Origin of the sequence: Pseudomonas sp. RIT-PI-S, from assembly GCF_025642975.1 — a bacterium.
In the GTDB taxonomy this organism is placed as follows: Bacteria; Pseudomonadota; Gammaproteobacteria; order Pseudomonadales; family Pseudomonadaceae; genus Aquipseudomonas.
The window spans coordinates 207179-228397 of record NZ_JANZKJ010000002.1 but is presented as its reverse complement, the minus strand read 5'-3'; the positions used below and the strand labels follow the sequence as shown (position 1 = coordinate 228397).

General features: G+C 62.2%; 17 protein-coding genes. 12 read left to right on the top strand and 5 right to left on the bottom strand.

Features of this window, described 5'->3' with window-relative positions; genetic code table 11:
- Positions 1-3 precede the first annotated feature (3 nt).
- The gene (locus tag OGL93_RS05095; RefSeq protein WP_263261295.1) at positions 4-657 is read right to left on the bottom strand and encodes a toluene tolerance protein; all 654 of its coding nucleotides are present in this window, start codon (positions 655-657) and stop codon (positions 4-6) included.
- 120 nt (positions 658-777) lie between these two features.
- Between OGL93_RS05095 and msbA the strand changes: the two genes are divergently transcribed.
- The 8 genes from msbA to hldE all read left to right on the top strand — a co-directional run bounded on the left by msbA (position 778) and on the right by hldE (position 9832).
- A complete protein-coding gene (msbA, locus tag OGL93_RS05090; RefSeq protein ID WP_263261294.1) occupies positions 778-2598 on the top strand; it encodes a lipid A export permease/ATP-binding protein MsbA in 1821 nt (606 codons plus the stop codon).
- Positions 2592-3488: an antimicrobial resistance protein Mig-14 gene (locus tag OGL93_RS05085; RefSeq protein WP_263261293.1), complete on the top strand. Its 897-nt coding sequence runs from the start codon at positions 2592-2594 to the stop codon at positions 3486-3488. Before msbA ends, OGL93_RS05085 begins: the two co-directional genes overlap by 7 nt.
- 2 nt (positions 3489-3490) lie before the next feature.
- On the top strand, positions 3491-4885 hold the full coding sequence (locus OGL93_RS05080; protein ID WP_263261292.1) for a PIG-L family deacetylase: 1395 nt from the start codon (positions 3491-3493) through the stop codon (positions 4883-4885).
- 98 nt (positions 4886-4983) lie between these two features.
- On the top strand, positions 4984-5958 hold the full coding sequence (locus OGL93_RS05075; RefSeq protein ID WP_263261291.1) for a glycosyltransferase: 975 nt from the start codon (positions 4984-4986) through the stop codon (positions 5956-5958).
- 1 nt (position 5959) lies between these two features.
- Positions 5960-6685, top strand: coding sequence for a hypothetical protein (locus tag OGL93_RS05070; protein WP_263261290.1), 726 nt, complete (start codon positions 5960-5962; stop codon positions 6683-6685).
- A 32-nt stretch (positions 6686-6717) separates the two neighbouring features.
- The gene (locus OGL93_RS05065; RefSeq protein ID WP_263261289.1) at positions 6718-7521 is read left to right on the top strand and encodes a hypothetical protein; all 804 of its coding nucleotides are present in this window, start codon (positions 6718-6720) and stop codon (positions 7519-7521) included.
- A 114-nt stretch (positions 7522-7635) separates the two neighbouring features.
- Positions 7636-8328 carry a sulfotransferase family protein gene (locus OGL93_RS05060; RefSeq protein WP_263261288.1) on the top strand — a complete coding sequence of 231 codons (693 nt, stop codon included), beginning with the start codon at positions 7636-7638 and terminating at the stop codon, positions 8326-8328.
- 82 nt (positions 8329-8410) lie between these two features.
- Positions 8411-9832 (top strand): bifunctional D-glycero-beta-D-manno-heptose-7-phosphate kinase/D-glycero-beta-D-manno-heptose 1-phosphate adenylyltransferase HldE, encoded by a 1422-nt coding sequence (hldE, locus tag OGL93_RS05055; protein ID WP_263261287.1) that lies wholly within the window; start codon positions 8411-8413, stop codon positions 9830-9832.
- Here hldE and OGL93_RS05050 read toward each other — a convergent pair.
- Genes OGL93_RS05050 through OGL93_RS05035 form a run of 4 tightly spaced genes read right to left on the bottom strand, consistent with a single transcriptional unit; the run spans position 9829 to position 13198 of the window.
- Entirely contained in the window at positions 9829-10800 is a 972-nt protein-coding gene (locus OGL93_RS05050) for a metal ABC transporter ATPase (protein ID WP_263261286.1), read from the bottom strand. The genes hldE and OGL93_RS05050 overlap by 4 nt on opposite strands.
- A 9-nt stretch (positions 10801-10809) precedes the next feature.
- Positions 10810-11643: an aldo/keto reductase gene (locus OGL93_RS05045; protein ID WP_263261285.1), complete on the bottom strand. Its 834-nt coding sequence runs from the start codon at positions 11641-11643 to the stop codon at positions 10810-10812.
- The gene (locus OGL93_RS05040) at positions 11640-12812 is read right to left on the bottom strand and encodes an FAD-dependent oxidoreductase (RefSeq protein ID WP_263261284.1); all 1173 of its coding nucleotides are present in this window, start codon (positions 12810-12812) and stop codon (positions 11640-11642) included. Before OGL93_RS05040 ends, OGL93_RS05045 begins: the two co-directional genes overlap by 4 nt.
- A 53-nt stretch (positions 12813-12865) precedes the next feature.
- Positions 12866-13198 carry a multidrug efflux SMR transporter gene (locus tag OGL93_RS05035; protein ID WP_263261283.1) on the bottom strand — a complete coding sequence of 111 codons (333 nt, stop codon included), beginning with the start codon at positions 13196-13198 and terminating at the stop codon, positions 12866-12868.
- Positions 13199-13531: 333 nt separating this feature from the next.
- Between OGL93_RS05035 and OGL93_RS05030 the strand changes: the two genes are divergently transcribed.
- Genes OGL93_RS05030 through OGL93_RS05015 form a run of 4 tightly spaced genes read left to right on the top strand, consistent with a single transcriptional unit; the run spans position 13532 to position 21212 of the window.
- Positions 13532-15712: a TonB-dependent siderophore receptor gene (locus tag OGL93_RS05030; protein ID WP_263261282.1), complete on the top strand. Its 2181-nt coding sequence runs from the start codon at positions 13532-13534 to the stop codon at positions 15710-15712.
- 59 nt (positions 15713-15771) lie between these two features.
- Positions 15772-17013, top strand: coding sequence for an enterochelin esterase (gene fes / locus OGL93_RS05025; RefSeq protein WP_263261281.1), 1242 nt, complete (start codon positions 15772-15774; stop codon positions 17011-17013).
- A gap of 36 nt (positions 17014-17049) precedes the next feature.
- Positions 17050-17256 (top strand): MbtH family protein, encoded by a 207-nt coding sequence (locus OGL93_RS05020; protein ID WP_263261280.1) that lies wholly within the window; start codon positions 17050-17052, stop codon positions 17254-17256.
- Complete coding sequence (locus OGL93_RS05015) at positions 17256-21212, top strand: enterobactin synthase subunit F (protein WP_263261279.1); 3957 nt, start codon at positions 17256-17258, stop codon at positions 21210-21212. The genes OGL93_RS05020 and OGL93_RS05015 overlap by 1 nt, the downstream gene beginning before the upstream one ends.
- Positions 21213-21219 lie beyond the last annotated feature (7 nt).

Sequence of the window (21219 nt, the reverse complement as noted above, 5' to 3'; positions counted from 1 at the left end):
TGATCAGCCAAACAACGTGCTAAGGCGTGGCATCAGCGTGTGGCTTGCGGGACTATCGCCCAACACGAGTCTGTATCCTTCAAGGAATGGGCTGCCGGCGCTGTCGGCGAGCAACCAGTGCATATCGGCCTTGTAGCGCACCATATGTTGAAAGTTGCGTAGCCGTTTGCCGGTGGACAATGGCCTGCGCTGGCAACTTAAGTCCGCTATATCGATGAGCCCAAGCTGCTGATCTGGGGTGAGCACAATATTGCCCAAGTGAAGTGAGCGGAAGTACACCCCATGCGCATGAAGCCGCGCGACAAATTGGCCCAGCTCAAAGCGCAGGGCGGGGGGCGCGTCACCTTCGAACAGCTGACGCACGGTACGCCCAGCCAGGGGCAGGTAGTGCACGGCGTCACGCTCGATGCTTGGAATCCGATAAACCGCTATGACCTCGGGGCAAGGCACTTGTCGACGATGCAGGGCACGAGCGTTGCTAGCAAATCGCTTCGCATAGGGGAACAGCAGCGCTGAGCTGACCAAGCGTTTTCGGCGGAAAAATTTAAGCATGCTGCCGTCGCGTAGCCCCAACACCTTATCCCCAGAACCATCGGCCTCGATGACTTCCGCACCCTCGCGTAGGGCCAGGTAGGCTGGATGATTGAGCGCTTGCATTGATGCTCCTCGGAAAAGGGGTCGAATAGCTTACCCGAGATGGAGTCACTTGGCCCGCCTGCTTCATCCATGCCCTGGGGAGGCTGTGCTAAAGTGGCTCTTTTTTCTTCACGGAACACCATGAGCAATTTTCCCACTCAGCCTCAGTCGACCCTGAAAATCTACATGCGCCTGCTGACCTATGTACGGCCGTACATAGGCCTGTTCTTGCTGAGTATTGTGGGCTTCCTGATCTTCGCATCCACCCAGCCAATGCTGGCGTACATCCTAAAATATTTTGTAGACGGGCTATCGAACCCGGAGGCATCGCTGTTCCCTGGCAACCCTTGGCTAGGACAGTTGCAACTGGTTCAGGCGGTGCCATTGATGATTGTGATCATCGCGATTTGGCAGGGAGTCGGTTCCTACATCGGCAACTTTTTCCTGGCGCGAGTCTCGCTGGGTTTGATTCAGGACCTGCGAATCGTCCTGTTCAACAAGCTGCTCGAGCTGCCGAATCGGTATTTTGACAACCACAACTCCGGGCACCTTATCTCCCGCATCACATTCAACGTGACTATGGTGACCGGCGCTGCGACGGACGCGATCAAAGTCGTCATTCGAGAAGGCATGACGGTTGTATTTCTATTCGTTTCGCTATTGTGGATGAACTGGAAACTTACACTTGTGATGGTGGCCATACTGCCGTTGATCGCATTGATGGTGAACAGCACCAGTCGGAAATTCCGCAAACAGAGCAAGAAGGTTCAGGTGGCGATGGGAGATGTCACCCATGTCGCCTCTGAAACCATCCAAGGCTATCGAGTGGTGCGTAGTTTCGGCGGCGAAGAATACGAACAATCACGGTTCCAGAAAGCCAGCCAGAGCAACACTGATAGGCAATTGAAAATGACCAAGACCGGAGCGGTCTACACCCCCATGCTGCAATTGGTGACCTATACCGGCATGGCGATTGTCATGTTCCTTGTGCTTTATTTACGTGGCGACTCTTCAGCCGGTGACCTAGTGGCCTATATCACTATGGCGGGCCTGTTGCCCAAGCCGATTCGGCAGTTGTCGGAAGTGAGTTCTACCATTCAGAAAGGCGTAGCGGGCGCGGAGAGTATTTTCGAACAGTTGGATGAAGCACCGGAAGTCGATGACGGGACCGTTGAGGTAGAGCGGGTAACCGGCAGGCTGGAAGTACGGAACTTGAGCTTTAGCTATCCAGGCACCGACAGGCCCGTACTCGATGGAATCAGCTTTGTGGCTGAGGCTGGGCAGATGGTGGCGCTTGTGGGGCGCTCCGGGAGCGGCAAGTCGACTCTCGCCAGCCTTGTGCCCCGCTTTTATCAGCATAGTGAGGGTCAAATTCTTCTTGATGGCGTAGAGGTCCAGAGCTATCGCCTTCGTAATCTGCGCCGACATACGGCATTGGTTACCCAGGCGGTGACGCTGTTCAATGACACTGTGGCCAACAACATCGCCTATGGCGACTTGGCAGATGCGCCGCTGGAAGAGATCAAGCGTGCCGCGCAGGCCGCTTATGCCGATGAGTTCATTGATCGGATGCCCGAGGGATACCAGACCCTTGTGGGCGAGAACGGTGTGCTCCTTTCCGGTGGCCAGCGGCAGCGGCTAGCGATCGCACGAGCCTTGTTGAAAAACGCGCCTTTGCTAATCCTCGACGAAGCGACTTCGGCGCTTGATACCGAGTCTGAGCGGCACATCCAGGCAGCGCTCGACGAAGTCATGAAGAATCGGACCACCCTGGTTATCGCTCACCGCTTGACGACAATCGAGAAAGCGGACTTGATCCTGGTCATGGATCAAGGTCGGATCGTCGAGCGAGGCTCACATGCGCAGTTGCTGGCATTGAACGGCTACTACTCAAGGCTTCATGCCCGGCAGTTCGAGGAGGGCGGGTCGGCGCAAGGGCAAGCGGTGAGCGATCCATGCTGAACGCGTTGCGCTGTTGGCGAGAGCGCGGCTGGACGCAAATCTCTGCTCAGGACTACGCAACGCTTTGGTCGGCCTTTGGTGGCAGCGTCGCAACTCACCCCTCGATAGTCGAGCGCCTTTCAGGCCTCGCTGATATCCCGCTGCGCTATTTAGGTTACGAGCAAGCGGGCACCTTGATCGCGGGTATACCTTGTTGGGGGAGGGATCTGGCGCTTAGCAAGGATGTGCTTAAACGCTTGCGCAAACGTGGGTTGTTCGACTTAGGGAATGCCGAGGTGATCATTCCTGTCGCACCTGATACCCGCGTGCCTGTTCGTCAACGCGGGAGGTATGTATCAGCGCTGAACGAAGCGACCGTGAGCACATTGCGCCCTCAGGCAGAAACCTTAGCGATGGCGCGCATGCCGGAAGACTATTCGAAGAAGTTTCGCTACAACCAGCGTCGCGAGCTACGTTTGCTCGAAGAGGCAGGCGGAGCGGTGGTGCCTATCGCATCGTTCACAGCTGGCGAACTCGCCGGTATCTACGCGGACCTTTTTCAACGGCGTTGGGAGCGCCCGGTACCTGCTAGTGATCGGTTGCCGGAAGTGTTCGGGCTGTTACGAGAGTTCATGACCGGATCCGTAATTCTGCTCGAATCAGCTCCGGTTGCGATCCAAGTCCTTTACCGGGTGGACAGCCCTGCATGGGTATCGGTCGAGTACATTAATGGCGGTGTCGATCCGCTGAGCCGGGCGTTCAGCCCGGGTAGCGTGCTTAGTTTCATCAATACCCAGCAAGAGTGGGACCGTGCCCGCGCCCTTGGGAAAACGCTACGTTACTCATTTGGGCGCGGCGATCGGGAATACAAGGATCGCTGGTGTGAGAGCGTGCCAGTGTTCGAGGTATGAAAATGGCCGAGCGTAAACAGGTCTTGCTTAGGGCGCATCGTCGTCGCAAACGCGTAGGGCTCTTGGTGTTTGTAGTGGTGACTATTGCCGTGGGCGCTTTAGTGAGTCCATGGGCCGCGCTAGCCATGGTCATATTGTGCTGGCTTTGTCACGAGGCCTGGTTCGCGGATCATCTGTTCTATAGCCCCGCCGATGATTACCAGTACGCCTTTCCTGCAGATGTCCAACCGCTGCCCTTGAACCTGCACGAGGGTCTCCCGATAGCGTCGATGCGTCTTCCCCCCGGTGAAACGCTGATTCTCGAGGTGAAGCTTCACGGCCACCTCCTGGGGTGGTTGCTTGATCCGTGGGTGCAAATCGGCGATGACCGCCAGGACTTCGAACGGGGTGTCCGAGGGGTTCGCTACCTGAACCTGTCCGGGCAGCGTGAAGCGCTGGAGGGCGGTACTCTACGGCTGAAGGGGAAGCATTGCCATCTAGCCGGAGCTGCGCGCCTATTCGTGATGGGCAATCCCGATTTTGCCAACCACCGCCTTATGGTTGTTGCACCACACGCCGACGATGCCGAACTGTCCGCCTTTGGCCAATACCAACGCTGTGCCGAGGCCAGCATCGTCACGTTGACCCAGGGCGAGGTTGAGGCTGAGGCCTATCAAGCGTTTGGGCTTTCGCCCCAACAAGCTGCGCAACTCAAGGGGCGGCTGCGTAGCTGGGACAGCTTGGCGGCGCCTCTGTGGGGTGGCGTCAAGCAAACACATTGTGTGCAGCTTGGCTATTACTGCCTGCAATTGCCACGCATGGCTGCGGCTCCGGCCGACGCGTTCGGCTCGACGGTCTCTGGCGAAACGGACGTGCGTTCAGTACGCAAATGCAACCCATTGGCACTACCTGCGGATCGGGACGGTCAGCCAACCTGGACTAACCTCGTTGCCGATCTCGTAGCATTGATGGAGCATTTTCGCCCGGAGGTCCTGATTACTCCTCACCCTGAATTGGACCCCCACCCCGACCATGTAGCTGGAACCAAGGCGTTGTTCGAGGCTATGAGCACCAGCACATGGAAGCCCAGTTATGCACTTTATTACGCCAACCATTTGCACGATAACGATCGTTGGCCCATGGGCCCGGCGGGCAGTGGCATAGCGCTCCCACCCGGTATCGAGCCGCTTGCTGCGTATCCTTTATGGAGCCCGGTATTACCGGCCGCGATACAACTGGACAAAGCCATGGCGCTTGGGATGCAACACGACCTGGCAGGCCCGCTGCCTTGGAAACGCCAAGTACGGCGCCTGATTCAAAGGCTTCTCGCAGGCCGGCGGTGGCCCCGGACCGGGGAAAATGAGTTCTTCCGCAAGTCCGTAAGACGGCATGAGTTGTTTTGGGTGCATCGACTTTAGCTGCACGGCCGAACGGAGGGCATTGGCCCCTGTGCTAGAATCCGCAGCCTTTTTCCGCTGCCGTGGGCAGCGCCAGCATCGCAGGTGATGATCTGACTATGAAAGTCATGCTTTTGGTAATGGACGAGCAACGCGTCATTCTGGATCGGTTGTATGAAATCGCCCAGCAGCATTGCCAATCCTGCACGATTTTCCGGCTGAGCAAGCACCAGCAACTCAACCTAGGTTCTTTCTTGGCATCCGTGGATTATCAGTCCTATGACCGAGTCGTCGTGTTTTTCCGTTTCAAGCGTCTGGCACCCCAGTTGAGCGTGCTCAAGTGTATTCCAGGATTGGTTTTTCTTGAGCATGATGCTTATCAGAACTACATGGATGATAGTAAATACAAAGGTGGGTATTCCCGTTTGTACCGGCGTCTGCCTTGGTGCAGGGCTCTGGTTTCAGGCGCAGTAGTAGCGGAAAAACTGAAGGGCGAGGGTATCGACGCTGTATTCGTGTCCAAGGGTTATGACGATCAGATGCTTCGTAACCTTGGCCAACCGCGGGATATCCCCGTGGGTTTCCTCGGCAGTCTGAAAAGCACCGAGTACGCCCAGCGCAAAGCTTTGCTGACAACACTGGCCGAGCGCACGGGAATGTTGGTCACCCGCACAGCATCAGGTGATGAATACCTGCAAATGCTCAATCGGATCGAAATCTTCGTCAGTGCTGATATTGGCATGGGCGAGTTTATGATCAAGAACTTTGAAGCCATGGCATGTGGGTGCGTATTGTTGGCCTGGAGTCAGGGTGAAGAAGACCGATTGCTGGGTTTCGAAGATATGCACAACGTTGTCTTTTATCGCTCCCAAGAGGATGCCATTGCCAAGCTTGAAATGCTTCGCAACGATCCTGCCCTCGCGCAGCGAATTGCCCGGAACGGCCAGGTCTTCGCTGAAAGCCGATACGCGTTTTCGCAGGTCGGGCGTGAGCTTGCCCGGGAAATCGAGCGCGAGATGCGGCCTTGGTCCGCGCCTTCGGCGCTGGTAAGGGTGTGGGTCAAGCTGCGCCACGGCATGAAGGTGCCAAGCTGATATGCATGAGGATCACCCCGGTTTGGAGCGCATGGATCTGACGGCTTTGCCCGGTGGTGATCAGGACATCGTCACGGCTTTGCCGCCGGCATTGGCTCGCCGCCTGGCAACAACGCGCCGGGTGATTTTGGTAGCGAATAATCCAGCCATCTGCCGCGGGGATTTTGAAGCATTGCGCATCGGCCAGGATGACGTGGTGGTGTCCTTCAACGCCTGCATCAAGGCCGACCTCTTGCAAAGTGACAGCACTAATGTCTTCGTTCACGGCTTCAATGCTCCGGACCGCTATTTCTTCGGCCTGCCCTATCGCGGCGAGATCAACGATCTGTTGGTACGTGCTGGCCCGCGCTGCTTCACCATCCTGGTCGGCTGCGCTGCACCTATGTCCCCTGTTCCCGGCGTGATGCTGTTGCGGGATCGCATTCCCTTGCCGGCGCTGTGGAACTACCCGATAGATCGTCCAGGTGGCAAACGCTATGTGGGGCCCTCAACGGGGTTCAACACGATGGTATTGTTCGATGCCCTGCGGCAACGTCAGGGGTATGGCTACCAGATCATCGCTCTAGGCTTTTCCAATGAGGCCGGGAAGTTATGGAGCGGGCATGCTTGGAGCTACGAGCGTAAGTGGTTGCTGCACTCGGATGTGCTAACGGTGAGCCTGGGGGCCACGCGCGGTCGCGGTTTCTTCAGCTGGTTGGGAAAGTTTATTGGCTACATCAGAAATTGATGGCCAGCTAGGCTTAACTTAAGGTGGGACGTGTGTTAAAAGTCGCAGTTGCGTTTTTTGGTATTCCTCGTAACTCGGACAAGTGTTTCGCTTCGATTGAAGCGAACATTCTCAGTCAACTACCAGCTGACTGCGAGATTCGTTGCTTCTATCACTTATACAAAATCGATCAAGTGCAGAACGAGCGCTCCGGTGAAAACGGGGCCTTGGCTGAGGATAATTATCGCGTTTTCGAAACGATGACCGGCGTCCTCGGTAGCACCGATGGGATACTCGAGCGCTGGAATTTCGATCGGATTCAGGAGCTGGGAGATACTTGGGGGGACCAGTTCGCCTCTCTCCGTAACCTGGTTTATCAACTCGCCTCATTGAGGGCCGTTACTGAACTGGTTGAAGCCTACGATCCGGATTTCGTCATTTTCGCTCGGCCCGACCTGCTCTATCACGATCCTCTGCCTGCTTATCCTTTTAGCCTGGCGCAGGCGCGTTCCCGCACGGTCTATATTCCTAACTGGCAATGGTGGGGTGGTCTCAACGACCGTTTCGCCATATGCGGGAAGGACATCTATCGAAGCTATGGTAAGCGTATCGAACGGGTCTTCGAGTTTTGCCGGGCAACCGGCCGCAAGCTGCATTCCGAACGGCTCCTGAAATATGTACTGCAACGAGACAGGGCGAGAGTCTGTGTGGTATCGACTCGCGCCTCCCGCGTACGCATTGACGGAAAAATAGTTGACGAGTGTTTTTCCCCTAAACGGGGTTTTGGCAAGCGGGAAAACCGCTTCTACCATCCACTCGCCCGCTTTCGCACATTGCTGGACCGTCGGTTGCGGTAATAGCTCTGGCTAGAGCGCGTATCGAAACCGACACACGTTTCTGACGAAGTGAGGATGTTGCAAGGATGGCTATTTGCTAGTCTCGCCTGAACCTAGCGGTGACGGTGAAGCACTATGCTGTCTGATGCCCTGACAAAGCGGCCTTTTTCTGGTGACATCAGGCATGTCGCCGGAGCGTTGCTAAAAAACCGTATCGGTGCCAAGCCATCTGCCGAGCCCGGCCGTTTCCCCGAGCCGTTTCGCGAGAATCGCTGCCTGTTCATCAACATCCCAGGCTGCGAGGGATGCACTATCCACGCTTCTCTTTTTGGCCGCTGGAACCCGGGGCATGTACCGCTTCGCTGGTATGAGCGGCAATTTCCCAAAGAGTATGCGGCCAGCTTCAAATTCGCCTTCGTGCGTGATCCAGTGGACCGCGTCTATGTCGCTTGGGCGCGATGGATGGAGGCTCGCCTGTTTGTGACAGCGGAGTGTGGAGAGGGTGTTGACCTGGAAGAGGGCTTTGATGGTTTTGTCGATCGCTGGATGCATGAAGAGCATATCCATGACCATGCGGACTTCGCGCCGCAGGCTGATTTCTTGACCGATAAACAGAATAGGCTGACGCTCGACTTCATCGGACGCTATGAAACCCTCGAGCGAGACTTCGGTTCACTGCGTGATTTTCTCTGCATCCCTGCCACCTTGCCCTGGTCGGCGCCGGCTTATGAGCGTACGCCCGGCGCCCGCTATGCCGTCAGCGCTTGGGCTCGACGGCGGATCAGGCAGGTGTATGCCCGCGACTATGAGCTGCTTGGCTACGACTGATGCGCCAGGCGGCCGGCCCTCGGGCCTCATCCCCTCCCTGTGTTACTATCGCCGCCCTGTTAATTGCTAGATGGGTTGGGCCATGAAGTTGTCGATGCCGCGTTTCGATCAAGCGCCTGTCCTGGTGGTCGGTGATGTGATGCTCGACCGCTATTGGCATGGCGGCACCTCGCGGATCTCCCCGGAAGCACCGGTGCCGGTGGTGCGGGTCGAGCAGATCGAGGACCGCCCAGGTGGCGCCGCCAACGTGGCTTTGAACATCGCCGCTCTTGGCGCGCCGGCTTCGCTGGTAGGCGTAACCGGTGAGGACGAAGCCGCCGAGAGCCTCGCCGCCAGCCTGCGCGCCGCGGGCGTGAAGGCTCAGTTCCAGCGGATCAGCCACCAGCCGACCATCGTCAAGCTGCGGGTGATGAGCCGTCACCAGCAATTGCTGCGCATCGACTTCGAAGAACCCTTCGCCACTGACCCTGTGCAACTGGGCAGTGACGTCGAGGCGCTGTTGGCTGGGGTCAAAGTGTTGGTGTTGTCCGATTACGGCAAGGGTGCGCTGCAAAACCATCAGGTGTTGATCAACGCAGCCCGCCAGCGTGGCATCCCAGTGCTGGCCGACCCCAAGGGCAAAGATTTCTCCCGCTATAAAGGGGCAAGCTTGATCACCCCTAACCTCAGTGAATTCGAGGCGATCGTGGGCCGTTGCGCCGACGAGGCGGAGCTGGTCGCCAAGGGCGCGCAGCTGATGGCAGAACTGGAGCTCGGGGCGTTGCTGGTTACCCGCGGCGAGCATGGCATGACCCTGTTGCGCCCGGGCCATCCGGCGTTGCACTTGCCGGCCCGTGCCCGCGAAGTGTTCGACGTCACTGGCGCCGGCGACACGGTAATTTCGACGCTGGCCGCGGCGATCGCGGCTGGTGAGGAATTGCCTCAGGCTGTGGCCCTGGCGAACCTGGCCGCTGGCATCGTGGTGGGCAAGCTGGGCACCGCGGCGATCAGCGCGCCTGAACTGCGCCGGGCCATTTCCCGTGAGCAGGGGTCCGAACGCGGCGTGCTCACCCTCGAACAGTTGCTGCTGGCTATCGATGATGCCCGCGCGCATCACGAAAAAATCGTGTTCACCAACGGATGCTTCGACATCCTCCACGCTGGCCATGTGACCTATCTTGAGCAGGCGCGGGCTCAGGGCGATCGGCTGGTGGTCGCGATCAACGACGATGCCTCGGTGGCCGCGCTGAAAGGCCCGGGGCGGCCGATCAACAGCGTGGACCGGCGCATGGCGGTGCTGGCCGGGCTCGGGGCCGTGGATTGGGTCGTCAGCTTTGCCGAAGGCACTCCGGAAAACCTGCTGCGCCATGTGAAGCCGGACGTGCTGGTCAAGGGTGGTGACTACAGCGTGGACCAGGTCGTAGGCGCGGACATCGTCAAAGGCTATGGCGGCACCGTGAAGGTACTGGGGCTGGTGGAGAACAGCTCGACCACTGCCATCGTGGAAAAAATCCGCAGCCGCTAGCGATCGCTGCTGCGCCCCAGCCGCGCCAGGCGCATGAGCGCCTTGGCGCGAGTGGTGATCCTCCCCAGCCGGGTTTTCGGCTTGGCTGGCGCCGGGACGCCCTCGCGCGACAGCCATTCCCGCCAGCGCACGCGCTCTTCCTTCACCACCCAGCCTTCCTGGCGGCCGAAGCTCTCGGCCAGGTACAGCCCGCGGGTGGGGGCTGGCAGCAGCTTGCCTTTGCGCAGGGTATACAGCTCGGCCAGCGGGGCGCCGTTTTTCAAAGGAATGAGGTACAGGTCCGGGTGGCTGCGGCTGAGTCGCGTCACCAGCTCGCCTTTCTCCAGGCGCTCATCCACGTGGTAAAGGCTCAGCCCGCGCACTTCCTTGGGAATCTCCATGCGCATGTCGTATACCAGCTGCAGCGACGCAGTAGGCAGGTGAACGTAGGCGCGTGGGCGCTCGATCAGGGTCAGGCTGCCGCTGCGCACCGGCAGGGCCTCGCCGGTGCCAGGGCGCAGGATGAAGGGCGCGCTTTCTCGATAGCGCAGCGCGTCGCTGTAGGGTGCCGGTAGCCAGGTGTCCTTGAAGCGCCCGTTGAGCCAGCCTTCAGGGGTTTCCAGCAGGCATTCCTCGGCGATTTCCTGCACCGCGGTGTGCAGTGGCAGGTTCAACTCCTGCGCGGGCACGTAGCCGGAAATGAGCTTGAGGACTACATCGCCTCGGTCCAGGCGCTGTTGCCGCACCAGCACCCAGTAATCGTGACCCTGCCAGGCCAGGGTAAGACGCACCGATACGCCCAGGTTCGCGAGCTCCAGGCGAAACCGCTGGGGGTCCTCGACGGAGATAGGCCGGCGTTTGTCCAAGGTCTGGCTGAAATTGATCGGCATGCCGACCCCTTGATAGGCAAGGCCTTCGGGGCTGGCCTCAACGGCAAGGGGCATGGTTTTGAAGTTGGCGGGGTTGGTGCGGCGAAGGGTGCGTGGCATTGAATGTCCCTATAAAAGACCACCGCGCCCCTGGCGCTTGCCCAGAACCGCGGCGGCGGTGCCCACGTTATGGGCCAGGTGCACAGGATTGATGGTGCCGACAATGGCAGCGGTGACCCCCGCTTGGCTGAACAGCGCCTCGAAGCTGGCCCGCACTGGATCGATGCCCGGCTGTTGGCAAGCATGGCCGCTGGCCAAGGCTTTTTTGATCAATATGCCTTTGCCATGTGACGCTGCGTATTCAATGACCGGCTGCTCTGCCTGTTCGTTCAGATTGTAGGTGACCATGGCGCAGTCCCCTTGCTCCAGTGCCTTGAGCCCACCAGCCACCGTTTTTCCGGAAAAGCCATAGCCGCGTATTTTGCCTTCCTGCTTGAGCCGGGCCAGGGTTTCGTACACCGCAGTGTGTTCCAGGATGTGGAGGTCGTTGCCGTCGGAATGCACCAGCACCAGGTCGATGCAGTCGGTTTCCAGCCGGCGCAGGCTGCGCTCCACCGAGTAGCGTGTGTGCTCTGCGCTGAAGTCGAAGCGCGACTGGTTGTGTTCGAATTCTTCCCCCACCTTGCTAACGATCACCCATTGGTCGCGCTGGCCGCGCAACAGCGGGCCAAGGCGCGTTTCGCTGTGGCCGTAGGCCGGCGCGGTATCGAGCAAATTGATGCCCAGCGCTTGCGCCTGGCGCAGCAGCGCCTCGGCCTGCTGGTCGTCGGGGATAGTGAAACCGCTGGGGTATTTCACTCCCTGGTCGCGGCCGAACTTCACCGTGCCCAAGCCCAAGGGAGATATCGTCAGACCGGTGTCGCCCAGCGGGCGATGTAGCGCATGCAGTGAGGGCAGGCTCATGGCAGCACCTCCCAGGCGGGGGTACCGAGTGGTGGTGGTTGCAGCGCCGGCAGGGGCGTATTGGGCGTTGGCCGCAGCCCGGCGCTGGCAAGTGCCTCGATCACCCGATCGGCGAAGTCCGGCGCCAGTGCCAGCTTGGTCGGCCAGCCCACCAGCAACGGCCCTTCGGCGGCCAGGAAGGCGTTGTCCGGGCGTACCAGGCCTGACTGCGCCGGCTCAGCGCGATCCACCCGCAGGGTCGCCCAGTGCACGTGGGTAAGGTCGACCCACGGCAGTAACTGGCTGACCTCGCGCCGGGCGGCGGCGATCTGCTGTTCTTCCGTGCGAGCGACCCCGTCTGCTTCAGCGAGATCGCCGCCCAAGTACCAGACCCACTGGCCATCGGCGGCCGGATGAGTGGTGACGGTCATCCGCGGCTTGGGCCCGCCGCCGAGGCAGTGCGCATAAAGCGGCTTTAGCGCTTCGCCCTTGGCCATCACCATGTGCAGCGGCCGGCGTTGCATGGCCGGCTGTTGCACGCCTAATGCAGCCAACAGAGCTTCATTGCCGGCCCCCGCGCTGAGCACGATCCGTTGCGCGCGAACCTCGCGGCCATCGATCAGCAGGCCGGCCAGGAGGCCGTCTTCACGCAGCGGCTCGATACGCTCAGCGGCCAGCAGGCTCCCGTCGGCCAGCTCGGCCAGGCGCGCTACCAGGCTCGGCACATCCACCACCAATTCAGCGAGGCGGTAGACCTTGCCCTTGAATGCGGGGTTTTGCAGGGCGGGTGGAAGCTGTTCGCCTTTGACGGCATCTACCCGGCCACGCACCGCCTTGCTGGCGAAAAAGCTGGTGAGGTTGCCGGCGAGCGTACCTGGCGACCACAAATAATGTGCTTCTGATAGCAGGCGTACGCCGCGCAGGTCGAGCTCGCCGCTGCCAGCCAGCGCTTCACGCCAGCGCCGTGGCATGTCGGCGATGGCCTCGGACGCACCGGTGAGCGCCCCGTGCAGGGCGTATTTGGCTCCGCCGTGGATGATCCCCTGGGACTTGAGCGTCTGCCCGCCGCCCAGGCTGCCCTGCTCCACCAGCAGGGTCGACCAGCCAGCCAGGCGCAGGCGCGCGTTGAGCCAAAGGCCCGCGACGCCGCCGCCAACGATCAGCACATCAGTGGAAATAGGGGAGGGCATGGGGTACCTCGGTGCGCCAGACAGGCCGGCAGTATACCCGTACGCAGTGCTACCTAGTGCCCTGCGGTGCGCGAGAAGAGCTGAATCACCACCACGCCTGCCACGATCAGCCCCATGCCGGCCATGGCAGGCAGGTCCAGCCGCTGACCATAAATGAACAGTGCAGCGATGCTGACCATCACGATCCCCATCCCTGCCCACACCGCATACGCCACGCCAACCGGGATGGTTTTCACCACCAGGGTGAGCATAAAGAACGCCGTGCCGTAACCCAGCACGACCAAGGCCAGGGGCAGGGGCGTGCTCAAGCCCTTCACGGCTTTCATCGAAACAGTGGCTATGACTTCGGCGCAGATGGCGATAGCCAGGTAGTAATAGGCAGTCATGGAGATCCCTCTTTTTATAGACCGATCATTCTAGGTGGCCAGGGCGAGCGGGCCAATGTAACAAACTGCAAATAGAGGCTAATCCGTTTGCGGATGTTATTGAGATTTATTACCATCCCGGCCGGCCTTGGCGCGCGGGTTTCCGTGCGCCAATGGGGCGGATGCAAGCTACTGCGCTTTGCAGCGGCCCATTGGGCCAGAACCTAGTTGCTCGCCGGCCTGACAAGACGGGTTGGACGCTGCCGCAGCGCCAAGGCAAGGCCTCCGGGTTTCGCTTGAGGCCCGCGAAGCCGGCTCGCTTTACCGCTCGCACGCCCAACACAAGGACAAACGATGAACGCTCACCGGGGAATCACGCATCTATTCACGGGCAATGGCCCGCAGCGCCTGCTGTTGGCCAGCTTGCTGGTACCGTTTCCGCTGACCGCGCTGGCCGAGACGGTCACCCTGCAGGAGCCTGCCGTCGAATTGGACACCCTCACCGTCGAGGGTAACCGCCTGTACGACATGCCCCCCTCGGAAAAAACCGGCGGCTACACCGTTGAGTCCGCCACCGTGGGTTCGAAAACGCCCGCCGCCCTGCGTGACATTCCCCAGTCCACCACCAGCTATACCAACGAGTACATCCAGGACCGCCAGTTCGTGCACCTCGATGACCTGGCCAAGTACACCGCCGGTTTGCGTACGCTCACCAACGATAGCGGCCGGTCGTCCATCTACGCTCGCGGCTACGAATACGACGAGTTCAACATCGACGGCTTGCCCGCGCCGATGACCAGCATCTTCGGCACCGTGCCGTCGCTGGTGGCGTTCGACCGGGTCGAGGTCATGCGTGGCCCGTCCGGCCTGTTCAACAGCACCAGCGAACTGGGCGGCGTGGTGAACATGGTGCGCAAGCGCCCCACCTCCGAATTCGAAGGCCATGTAAGCGGCCGGTATGGCACCTGGGACCAGAACTACGAAGAGGTGGACGTCTCCGGCCCGCTGGATGAGGCGGGGCGTGTGCGCGGCCGCTTCATCGCCTCCCGCGCCGATACCAATGGCGAAGTGGACTACAACGCCAACACCAGCAACACCTATTACGGCGCGCTGGACGTGGACCTCAACGACAGCACGCAGTTGTCCTTCGGCCTGCTGCACGAGGTGAAGAACATCACCCCGAACAACGGCTACCCTACCGACGCCAAGGGCAACCTGCTGGACTTCAGCCATTCGAGGTTCTTCGGCGCGGATTGGAACTACTTCGACGGCAAGACCACCGACCTCGTGGCCGAACTGACCCACCGGTTCGACAACGGCGGTTACGGCCGGGTTGCCCTGCGCGGTTCGCAGCGCGACACCGAATACATGTACGCCTTCACCGGTGGTGCCGTCGCCGCCAATGGCGCCACCAGCCTGCGCGCGACCGGCCGGGACTTCGAGCAAGATACGTTCTCCATGGACGCCAGCTACAGCCAGCCCTTCGCGGCGCTGGGGCAGGTAAGTGAGTTTGTAGTCGGCACTGACTACAAGCACTACAACACCACCTACAAAGACGGCAGCAAGGTCCTGGGGACGATCAACGTCAATACCTACGACCCGACCGATATCGCCAAGCCAGCCAAGTTCTACACCACCCAGGTGGATACCGACGAACAGGAGCTGGGCCTGTATTCGAAGCTCACCTTCCGCCCCATCGCCCGCCTGGCACTGATCGGCGGCGCGCGCCTGAGCAGCTACCAGGGCGAGGGCTACACCACCACTCTGGCCACCGATGTGAAAACCGGCAGCGACCGCGATGTCAACGGCCACGTGACCCCTTATGGCGGCCTGGTGTTCGACCTGGACGACCACCACTCGCTGTACGCCAGCTATTCGCAGGTGTTCAAGCCGCAGTCCCAGGTGGACCAGAACAAGCAGCTGCTCAAGCCGCACGAGGGTGAGCAGTATGAGGTGGGCATCAAGGGCAGCTATTTGGACGGCAGCCTGAACGCCCGGGTGTCGGCCTTCCAGCTCAACGACAAGAACCGCGCGGTCAACCCGGTCGACGCCAACGGCAACGCCATCACCACTTACTATGTGGCTGCCGGCAAGTCGCGGATTCGCGGCGCTGAGTTCGAGGTGAGCGGTAACCTCACGCCTAACTGGGACGTGATCGCCGGCTATACCTACATGAAGACCGAAACCCTCGAAGGCGCGCCTAACACCACCTTCATGACCATGCCGCGCCACCAGGCGTCGCTGTGGAGCAAGTACACCCTCGATGCCGGCCTGCTGTCTGGCCTGAGCGTGGGCGGAGGGATTACCGGGATGAGCGACTTCTATAGCGAAAGCAACAACATTCGCGTCAGCGCGCCGGGCTATGCCACCGTGGATGCCAAGCTGGCCTACCCGGTGACCAAGAAGCTGACCGCGACCCTGGACGTGAACAACCTCTTCGACCGCGACTACTACTCGCGGGTGGGTTCGGTGTCCACGTTCAACTTCTACGGCCCGTCACGTAGCCTGACCGTCGGCGCGCGCTACGACTTCTGACCGCCCAATGGGCCAATGCCGGCACGGTTGCCGGCGTTGGCTACAGCCGGAACGAGCTGATGCAAAACCCAATGCTGCAAGCGAACATAGGCACCGAGCCGTGGTGGCAAGCCATCGCTCGGCAGGGCACGCCGCTGATCGAACCAGCAGGCCACGACAGTTGCCGGCTCACGTTTCTCTGGCGAGACCCCGAAGGCAGCGCCGAGCACTCCAGCACGCGGCGGGTGTGGATCAACATCACTGGGGTCACCGATCACCATCAGGCCACTGGCCCGCAAAGCCTAGAGCGGCTGGCGGGCACCGATGTGTGGCAGTTCCAAGTGATATTGCAAGCCACTTGGCGCGGCAGCTACAGCCTGATCCCCAGTACCGACGAACACACTCCCGCCGAAGGCCGTGAGGCGCTGCGGGCCTGGTGGGCCAGCCGGTTTTCCCTTGCCCGGCAGGATCCGCTCAACCTCCACCGCGGTTGGGTTGGCCAGCGCGGCGTGCAGGTGTCCACGGCGCAACTGCCCGAAGCACCGGCGCAACCTGCCTGGGCCCCGTTCGACCAGCGCCAGCCATGGCCCGCGCCCGGCTTTGCCGAACTGCATGGCCTTGAATGGGACAGCCCGCGCCTGGGCAACCGTCGCCGGGTATGGGTAGGCGGCACGGGCGCCCGCGATGCGGCTCGCCGCCCCTTGGCGATCCTCCTCGACGGCCGCTTCTGGGCCGAAACGGTGCCGGTAGGCCCCGCACTTACCCAGCTGACCGCGGCCGGTGCGTTGCCCGAAGCGCTTTACGTTCTGATCGACAACATCGACAGTGCCCACCGCGGGCGAGAATTGACCTGCAACCCGGATTTCTGGCTCGCGGTTCAGGAAGAGCTGCTGCCGTTGGTGCGTGATCTGGCCGAGTTCAGCGAGGCAGCGGCCACCACGGTAGTCGCTGGGCAAAGCTTCGGCGGGCTGTCAGCGCTGTACGCAGGGCTGCATTGGCCGCAGCGGTTTGGCTGTGTGTTGAGCCAGTCGGGGTCTTACTGGTGGCCGCGCCGTGCCGCCAGCGCCGAGGCAGACGCCGGCGGTTGGCTGGTGGAGCAGATCGAGCAGGGGCTGGGTGAAGGTACGGCCCTGAAGCTGTACCTGGAAGCGGGCAGTCGCGAGCCGTTGATCGATCGCGCTCACCAGCGCTTGGTGCAGGTGCTCACCAAACATGGCTGGCCTCACGCCTACCGGCGGTTCAATGGCGGGCATGACGCGTTGTGCTGGCGCGGCGGCTTGCTCGATGGCCTCGCCGCGCTCTGGGCCGACCTGCCTCGGTAGCTGGTTTTTGTTTCGTCACTTTAAAAGGATACGCACGTGGAGCAGCTCAACCCCTTCGATGATCCCCAACAGGTCTGTTTCGTCCTCGCCAACGCGCAAGGCCAATACAGCCTGTGGCCGGACATTGCGCCGATACCCGCTGGCTGGCGCCTGGTGCATGGGCCGGCCAGCCGCGAGGCGTGCGGGGAATGGGTAGAGCTGAACTGGCAGGACCTAACGCCAACCACCGCAGAGGCCATGTGATGAGTGACAGCACCTTGCAAACCCCGCTTCTCCAGGACATGCCTTTGGTGGCCGCGCAGCCGGGTATCTGGGTGGCCGACCAATTGTCCCCGCACCACAACGCCTACGCGGTGGCGCACTACGTAGCGCTGGACGGTGAGCTGAATGCCGCCGTTCTGCTGCAGGCCATCGACGCCGGTGTGGCCGAGGTCGACACCCTGCGCATGGTGTTCAGCGAGCGCGACGGCGTGCCCAGTCAGCGCTTCGATCCGCAGGCAATATTGCCCGCCGCGTTCAGCCTGGACCTGCGTGGTGAGGCGGCCCCCCACGCCGCCGCTCTGGCATGGATGCAGGCGGACCTCGGGCAGGACCTGCGCGCTCAGGCCAAAGGCTTGCAATGGGCCAACGTGCTGCTGCGCACCGGCGAACAGCAGTGGCTGTGGTACCAGCGTTATCACCACCTGGTGCTAGACGGCTACAGCTTCGCCGCGCTGACCCGGCGCATCGCCCAGCGCTACACCGCGGCGATGCGTGGTGAAGCCCCCGGCCCGTCGCCGTGGGCGCCCTTCGCGCAAGTGGTCGGGGAATACCAGGCCTACCAAGGCTCGCCTACCTGCCAGCAGGACTGCGAGTTCTGGCTGGAAAAGGCCCGGCAGTTGCCACCGCCAGCAACGCTGTCTGCCGCGCCCTTGAGCGGGCAGGTGCCTAGCACCCAACTGCTGCGCGAGCGCTGCGTGATCGAGCCAGCGCTGTTGCGCCCACTGCTCGCCGCCGGTGAAGCTGCCCGGTTGGGCGCCGCGGACATCGCCGTGGCGCTGGTCGCGCTGTGGCTGTCACGGTTGGGCAATCAGGAGGCGTTCACCGCCGGGTTCATCTTCATGCGGCGGATGGGTTCGGCGGCGGCCGGCAGCGCTGGCGCGGTGATCAATGTGCTGCCCATGCAAATGTGCGTAAGTGCCGGGCACACCCTGTTCGACGTCGCCAAGGCGGTCGCCCGGGAAACGAAGCTCCTGCGTCGACGGCAGCGTTACGAGGCCGAGCAGATCCAGCGTGACCTTGGCCGGGTGGGCGATGCTGAACCCCTGTGCGGCGCGGTGATCAACCTGAAGCTGTTCGACTTCGCCCTGGACTTCAACGGCGTGGCCGGCACTACCCATGCCTTGGCCGCGGGCCCGGTGCGGGACCTGGAAATCACCCTGTACCTCGACCAAGCGCAACAGCTCACGGTTGAAGTGCTGGCCAATGCCGAGCGCTACGACGCCGCAGAGCTGGGCCGGCACGTGCAGCGCTTCGGGCTGTTGGCGCGGCAGTTCGCCGCCGATCCGCAGCGAACCTGCGATGCGGTGGATGTGCTCGACGCCGCCGATCACGCGCTGCTGGCGAAGGTCAACGACACCGCCCGGGCCTTGGCCGACGACACCTTGGTCAGCCTGCTGCGCCGCCAGGCCGAGCTGACGCCGGGGGCGCCGGCGTTGTCCGACGCGCAGCACCAGCTGGACTACCGCCAAGTGCGCGAACAGGTCACGGCACTGGCGCAGCAGCTGGTGCAGCAAGGCGTGCGGCCAGGGGATTCGGTCGCCGTGGCCTTGCCCAGGTCCGTGTTTCTCTCGCTGGCGCTGTTGGCCATCATCGAGACCGGGGCCGCCTACCTGCCGCTGGACAGCGGCTACCCGGACGAGCGCCTGGCGTTCATGCTTGAAGACGCCCAGCCGCGGCTGTTGTTGACCTCTACCGACCAGGCAGCGCGCCTGGGCGGTGCCTGTACCTGCCCGACCCTGCGTTACGAAAGCCTGTTGCAACCGGACCCAACCTTGCCACGGGCGTTCAGCGGCCCGCGGCCGGATAGCGCCGCCTATATCATCTACACCTCCGGCTCCACGGGCCGGCCCAAAGGCGTGGTGGTGGGCCATCGGGCCATCGTCAACCGGCTCCTGTGGATGCAGCACCACTACCCAATCGGCCTTGCCGACGTGGTGCTGCAGAAAACCCCCAGCAGCTTCGATGTCTCGGTATGGGAGTTCTTCTGGCCGCTGATGGTCGGCGCGCGCCTGCATATGGCGCCGCCCGAGGCGCACCGCGATCCGGAAGCCTTGCAGGCGGAGATCGAGCAGCAGCGGGTGACCACCATGCACTTCGTGCCATCGATGCTCGCGGCCTTCGTTGGCAGCCTGGAAGACCCTGCCGCCGTAGCCCGGTGCGAGCCGTTGCGGCAGGTGTTCTGCAGTGGCGAGGCCTTGCCGGCGGACCTCGGCCGGCGCTGGCAGCGGCGCACCGGCGTGGCCCTGCATAACCTCTATGGGCCGACCGAAGCCGCCGTGGATGTGAGCTGGTATCCGGCTCATGGTGAAGCATTGGCTGCGGTTCGCGGGGCCAGCGTGCCCATCGGTTATCCAGTGTGGAACACCGGCCTGCGCATCCTCGACCGGCGCCTGCGCCAGGTGCCGCCAGGCGTGGCCGGGGACCTGTATCTCACCGGCGTGCAGCTGGCCCACGGCTACCTTGGCCGCGCCGAGCTGACTGCCAGCCGGTTCGTTGCGGACCCCTACGGCGACGGCCAGCGCATGTACCGCACCGGCGACGTTGCTCGCTGGCTGGCCGACGGTGCTGTGGAGTACCTGGGCCGCAGCGACGACCAATTGAAGATCCGCGGCCAGCGTATCGAGCTCAGCGAGATCGATCATGCCTTGCTGGCGCTGCCGGGTGTGGCCCAGGCCGTCACCCACGCTCGGGTATTGGGCGAAGCCGGTAATGGCGACGGCGGTGATGCGCGCCAGCTCGTGGGTTACCTGACTCCTCAACCGGGCGCCGAGTTGGATTTGCCGGCCCTGCGCGCCACCCTGGGCGACCGCCTGCCGGCGCACATGGTGCCGGTGGCGCTGGTGCAAATGGAAGCGTTCCCTCTAGGGGCTACTGGCAAGCTCGACCGCAAGGCCCTGCCACTCCCCAGCGTGCAGGGCCGGGCCCAGGGCAGGGCGCCGTCACCCGGGCTCGAGCAGCAGATCGCCGAAGCTTTCGCGCACATCCTGGAACGCGAGCAGGTCAGCGCCGACGATGACTTCTTCGCCCTGGGGGGCCACTCGTTGCTAGCCATGACCCTTGCCGCCACGCTGCGCCGCCAGTTGCAGCGGCCGGTGTCCGTGGGCCAGGTGATGATCGCCTCGTCCGTGGCGCGGCTGGCCAGCCTGCTCGGCGCCCAGCATAGCGAAGCCGAAGCACAGGCCGCGGGAACCGAAAGCCTGCTGCCGCTGCGCCAGGGCAACGGCCCGGTGCTGTTCTGTTTCCACCCGGCCTCCGGCTTTGCCTGGCAGTTCAGCGTGCTGCAACGCTATATCGACCCGCACTGGTCCTTGATGGGGATTCAATCGCCGCGCGGGGGCGGGCCGCTCGAGCAATGCCAGCACCTGGCCGAAGTGTGCGACGCGCACTTGCAGCGGGTGCGTCAGGTGCAGCCGCACGGGCCGTATCATTTCCTGGGTTATTCCCTGGGCGGCACCCTGGCCCACGGCATTGCCGCGCGCCTGCGCGCCGAAGGCGAGGAGGTGGCTTTCCTCGGGCTGCTCGATACCTACCCGCCGGAAACCCAGAATTGGGACGAGCGCGCGGGTAAGAACCAGCTCAACCCTGAAGTGCTCGCCGAGGTGAACCGCGAGCGCGAGCAGTTCCTCGCCGCGCAACGTGGTGTGCTTGGGGCAGTTGGCGGTGAAGGTGGCAGCCAGCTGTTCGACCAGATCGAAGCCAACTACGCTGACGCCGTGCGCCTGCTGGCCACCGCGCGCAGCGCCCGTTTCGAAGGCACGGCGACCTTGTTCGTGGCAGAGAAAACCCTGCCCGCGGGCATGGACGTCACCCAGACCTGGGGCCGCTTCGTGCAGGCGCTGGAAGTGCAGCGGCTAGACTGCGCGCACGTGGACATCATCTCGCCCACCCTGCTTGCGCGGGTGGGGCCGATGATCAACCGGGCGTTAAAAGCGCTTTAGAGCGGCC